The 4446-nt window shown below is 67.0% G+C and carries 5 protein-coding genes; 4 read left to right on the top strand and 1 reads right to left on the bottom strand.

The genetic code is table 11. From position 1 onward, the window contains the following. Both VGI62_RS00025 and VGI62_RS00020 read left to right on the top strand, forming a co-directional pair. Positions 1–492 (top strand): hypothetical protein (locus VGI62_RS00025; protein WP_331502328.1); only part of this gene is annotated, 492 nt, incomplete at its 5' end. 213 nt (positions 493–705) lie between these two features. Beyond that, complete coding sequence (locus tag VGI62_RS00020; RefSeq protein WP_331502327.1) at positions 706–1863, top strand: MFS transporter; 1158 nt, start codon at positions 706–708, stop codon at positions 1861–1863. A 151-nt stretch (positions 1864–2014) separates the two neighbouring features. Here the strand turns inward: VGI62_RS00020 and VGI62_RS00015 are convergent, their stop codons facing one another. Beyond that, positions 2015–2881: a LysR substrate-binding domain-containing protein gene (locus tag VGI62_RS00015; RefSeq protein WP_331502326.1), complete on the bottom strand. Its 867-nt coding sequence runs from the start codon at positions 2879–2881 to the stop codon at positions 2015–2017. A 100-nt stretch (positions 2882–2981) separates the two neighbouring features. Here VGI62_RS00015 and VGI62_RS00010 point away from each other — a divergent pair, with 100 nt between their 5' ends. Together VGI62_RS00010 and VGI62_RS00005 are read left to right on the top strand one after the other, a co-directional pair. After that, entirely contained in the window at positions 2982–3842 is an 861-nt protein-coding gene (locus tag VGI62_RS00010) for an arylamine N-acetyltransferase family protein (protein ID WP_331502325.1), read from the top strand. Beyond that, positions 3842–4446 (top strand): gamma-glutamyl-gamma-aminobutyrate hydrolase family protein (locus VGI62_RS00005; protein WP_331502324.1); only part of this gene is annotated, 605 nt, incomplete at its 3' end. The genes VGI62_RS00010 and VGI62_RS00005, both read left to right, overlap by 1 nt.

The raw sequence follows: 4446 nt of genomic DNA, 5'->3' as shown, positions 1-4446 counted from the left end.
TTCGTGGCCTTCCCAACCAAAGACGAATGGGGTGTCCCATCACGCGGTTGGCACGTCGACGCGAACTACACCGGCCAGTTGTCACCGCCGAAGGGCGTGCAAACCCACGCGCTGTTCGGTGACATTGCGCCCCGCAGTGGCGCCAGCCAGATCCTGTCGGGCTCGCATCGATTGATCCACAAATGGTTCAAGGACCATCCGCCGCCAGCCGGCGCGCGAAGCGCTGACATGCGCAAATCATTGCAAAGGCATCCCTATGTCCGCGATCTGCACACCGAGGGCGACCGGGAGAGCCGCATTGATCGGTTCATGAACCGCATCGAGGAGTTGGACGGCATCCCGCTGCAGGTGGTCGAAAATACGGGCGCGGCAGGGGACGTCATCCTCTTGCACCCATTGACGCTCCACGTCGCCGCCCCAAACAACGGCGTCGCGCCTCGCTTCCTGCTTAGCGGCGCCGTCACCACCGATATGCACGGCTGGGCTTTGTGAGCGGTCGGCTGTGAGGCCCACAGCCGAGCTTCCGCGGGTCGGGGCGTGTGTGGGGGCTGGTTGCGCGCGCGGGCGAAAACGCGCAGTCTGCCGATCCTTCAGAGGAGGCCTTATGGCCACGATCGGGAACACGGTCCGCTAGGACCCAAGCTCAAGTCGCCGCCCTGGCCTGCGCCAGGCTGCACGTTCCCTTCTTTCCTCTGAGCTCTTGAGATGGCCTTCTTCCGCAACTCGGCAATCAACCGCCTGAACCTGCACTATGCGATCGAGATGCTCGCCCTGAGCGGCGGTGGGCTGTTTTTCCTGGTTTTTATGGTGAAGGTGGGCGTGCCGGTCCCGGTCGCCTTCCTGACCCAGGCCGCGATCCTGGCGGGGCGGTTTGCCCTGCGGCCGCTGATCCTGCCGCTCGCGATCCGCTACGGCCTGAAGCCGCTGCTCATCGCCGGCACGTTGGGAATTGCGGCGATCTTCCCCCTGCTCGCTCAGGTCCACGGTGTCGGGCCTGAGCTATGGGCTGTGATCGCCGTCACCTCGATCGCCGACATCTTCTACTGGCCGAGTTACCACGCCTATTTCGCGGCCGTTGGAGACGCAGAGCATCGGGGTCATCAAGTGAGCCTGCGGGAGGCGGCGAACGCTGGGATCGGCGTGGTCGGCCCAATCGCCGCCGGCTGGTCGCTGGCCACCGCCGGGCCCACATGGACCTTCTGGGCTATTGCGCTCATTCAGGCGGCCTCGGTCATCCCGCTTATCGGGGCGCCGAACGTGACTGTGGCCAAGCATGCGCCGGGGGCATTCCGTTACGCTCGCCTGGGCGTCGCCCTTTTTCTGGCAGATGGCTGGCTGGGCGCGGCTTTCTACTTCTTCTGGCAAGTGGCGCTGTTCCTGGCGGTGGGCTCGAGTTACCGCGCCTATGGTGGGGCGATGGCGCTGGCCGCCCTCCTTGGCGGAGGCGGCAGCTTGCTGCTCGGGCGCCACATCGATGCCGGAGGCGGCCGGCGGGCGGTACTAATCGCCTATGGGCTGGCCATCGGACTACTCGTCTTCCGCGCCCTCAGCCTGGGTTCCCCGTGGCTTGCCGTGGCGGCCAACGCGCCCGGAACCCTCGTGGCGGCCCTGTACATCCCGGCAGTCATGGCTGCGGTCTACAACGCGGCCAAAGCCTCGCCCTGTCCATTCCGCTTCCACATGATGAGCGAGGGAGCCTGGGACATCGGCGGCGGGGCAGGCTGCCTCGCCGGCGCAGCGGTGACGGCGTCGGGCCACTCACTCGCCTGGGCCGTCCTACTGGGCGCGCCGTCCGCCATCGTCACTGTGGTGCTGCTCACCCGCCACTACGGCCCGCGCAGTGCCGTCTCCGCAGCCGAGTGACATTGGATATAAATCGGCGTTCGTGAAGGGCGACTTCCTGCCGCCCGCCCGTCAGGTCCACCCTCTACCCCCTCTCCGGCTGTTCCGATCGTCAGCTCGAAATCGGCGGCCAGAAGGGCCCGCCAAGACCGAACGGCGCCAGGAAGGACTGTCAGCGCCGCGGGGCTCCAGCGTCTGCGCACCATTGGATGAACGTGTGCACGGCCGCGGTAGCGGGCCGGCTGGCCGGCCGGGTGATGAAGTAGGCGCCAACATCGACCATCTGGGGGAACGGCTGCACCAGTCGGCCGCTGGCCAGCTCGCTGGTGAACATGCCGGGCGGCGCGAGGGCCACGCCGACGGACCGCTCCGCCGCAGCGGCCATCGCCAGCGACGTGTCAAACATCATCCCGCGGGTCCTCGGGGGGGCCACGCCTACCACGGCGAACCACCGGCTCCATTCGTCGGACCTGTACGACTGCAGAAGCGGCATGCCGGTGAGTTCGGTGGGGTGTTGCAGGCGACCCGCAAGCGTCGGCGAGCAAAGCGGGGCGAGATCGGCGTCCACAACACGCGTCGCCTGAAGACTAGGCCAGCGGCCATCTCCGAACTGGATCGCGCAATCGAGCCCCTCGCCGGCATGGTTGACGAGGTTGTTGTGGGTTCGGATCCGCACTTCGAACTCGGGGTGACGCGCACGAAAGAGCTCAAGGCGCGGCAAGAGCCAGCCGACGGCGAAAGTATTCGCGACGCCCACGACGATCGACTCGCGAGCCCCGCCCGCGCGGGCCCTTTCCAGCACGCCGGTCATAAGCGCGAATGAGCGGCTCAACTCCGGCAGAAGCGCCAGCCCCTCGTCGGTAAGCCCGACTCCTCTGGGCAGGCGATCAAAGAGCCGCACGCCCAGGTGCGCCTCAAGGACGCGCACCTGGTGACTCACGGCGCCTTGGGTGACGCAAAGCTCGTCCGCCGCGCGCGTGAAATTGAGATGTCGGGCTGCGGCCTCGAAGGCCTGCAGCGCACTCAAGGGAAGCGACACGTCAGACCTCAATTCAACTCATGCCTACCCTGAAGAAGCTTCGATTGTGATCAATTTTCAAGCTCTCATGCTGCGATCTCCCCTGGCGAGGGTGTGAGGCATGAACGAAACGACTGACCTGGGCCGCGCGCGCTGTTCGCCGGGGGACTTACAGCGCTACTTTGATCGGGTAGGATACCGCGGCCCGCGCGCGGCTGGCGTTGAGGTTCTCCAAAAGCTCCATACTCACCACGTCGAGACCATCCCTTTCGAGGCCATCGACGTCCTGCTCGACCGGCCGATCAATCTCGAGCTGGACGTCCTGATCTCGAAGCTCGTGCATGGCGGTCGGGGCGGATACTGCTTCGAGCAAAACCTTCTGTTCCGCGGCGTGCTGCCGGCCCTTGGTTTCAACGTCCAATCGCTGATCGCACGCTCGCGATGGGGTCGGCCGCTCACTGAACGCCGACCTCGCACCCACTTGGCGCTTCGCGTCCGATTCGCCGACGAGGACTGGCTGGCGGACGTCGGCTCCCCGCGAGGGCTCTTGAGCCATCCGATCCGGCTGGACGATCGGTCGGCCCAGGCCGGACGACTGGAGGCGGTGCGCCTCACGCCGACCGGTTCCGAACTTCGACTCGAAGCGGAGGGCGCTCGCGGCTGGCTGCCTGTCTATGACCTGATGCTCGCTCCGCAGCACGACGTGGATCTGTTGGCTGTGAACTGGTTTGCCGCGACGCACGCCAGCTCGCCGTTCCGGCAAGCCCTGATCGCCTCCCGCGCGCTCCCCGACGGACGGCTGACGCTCCTTGAAAATCGACTGACGATCCGGCGGCGTGGCAGCGCTCCAGAGCACCGCCGATTGTTCCCCCAGGGACTCGTACGCAGCCTCGCCGAGGACTTCGGTCTGAGGGCGGAGCCGTGGGTGGGGATGATCGCCGCAGCCGTCGCTCGCGGCGATCGGCTCGGGGCCGCTGCGTGATGGGCGCCCGCGACGCGCGGCCCCGGATCGCGGTGCTGCTTGACGAAAACACGAGTGGCGATGGCCGGCGCTATGAGGCCGCCAAGGGCTATTTCGAAGGCGTGTACGCGGCGGGCGGCCTCCCCTTCGGGATTCCCTACCTCGAGGGCGTGGCCGAGGTCGTGGTGCGTGACTTCGATGGAGTCCTGCTGACCGGAGGCCGCTATGCGTCGCCTGCCGAATGGTACCTCGGCGCTCGCCTCCCCGCGCCGACCGCGTTCAACCGAGCCGCTGTCGAGACGCGGATCGCCTCGGACTGCCTTCGCCTGGGCCGCCCGATCCTCGGCATCTGCGCCGGCATGCAGCTCCTCGCCGGACTGAGCGGCTGCCGCCTCCGCAGCGACATCGCCAGTCGGGCGGTCTTTGGAATTGACCATGCCGCGGGCGCCCGCGGGCACATCGTCCGGCTCACTCCCGACAGCCGGCTTCGACGCCTCATCCGCCGCTCGGAGATCCAGGTGAACAGCTACCACGAGGAAGCCGTGACCGACCTATCGCCTGCGGTCCGTCTTGCCGCAACGGCAGAGGACGGCGTCATCGAAGCGCTAGAGGTCAGCGCTCACCC

The organism is Phenylobacterium sp. (genome assembly GCF_036495085.1).
In the GTDB taxonomy this organism is placed as follows: domain Bacteria; phylum Pseudomonadota; class Alphaproteobacteria; order Caulobacterales; family Caulobacteraceae; genus Phenylobacterium.
This window is presented reverse-complemented; position numbering and strand designations above follow the sequence as displayed.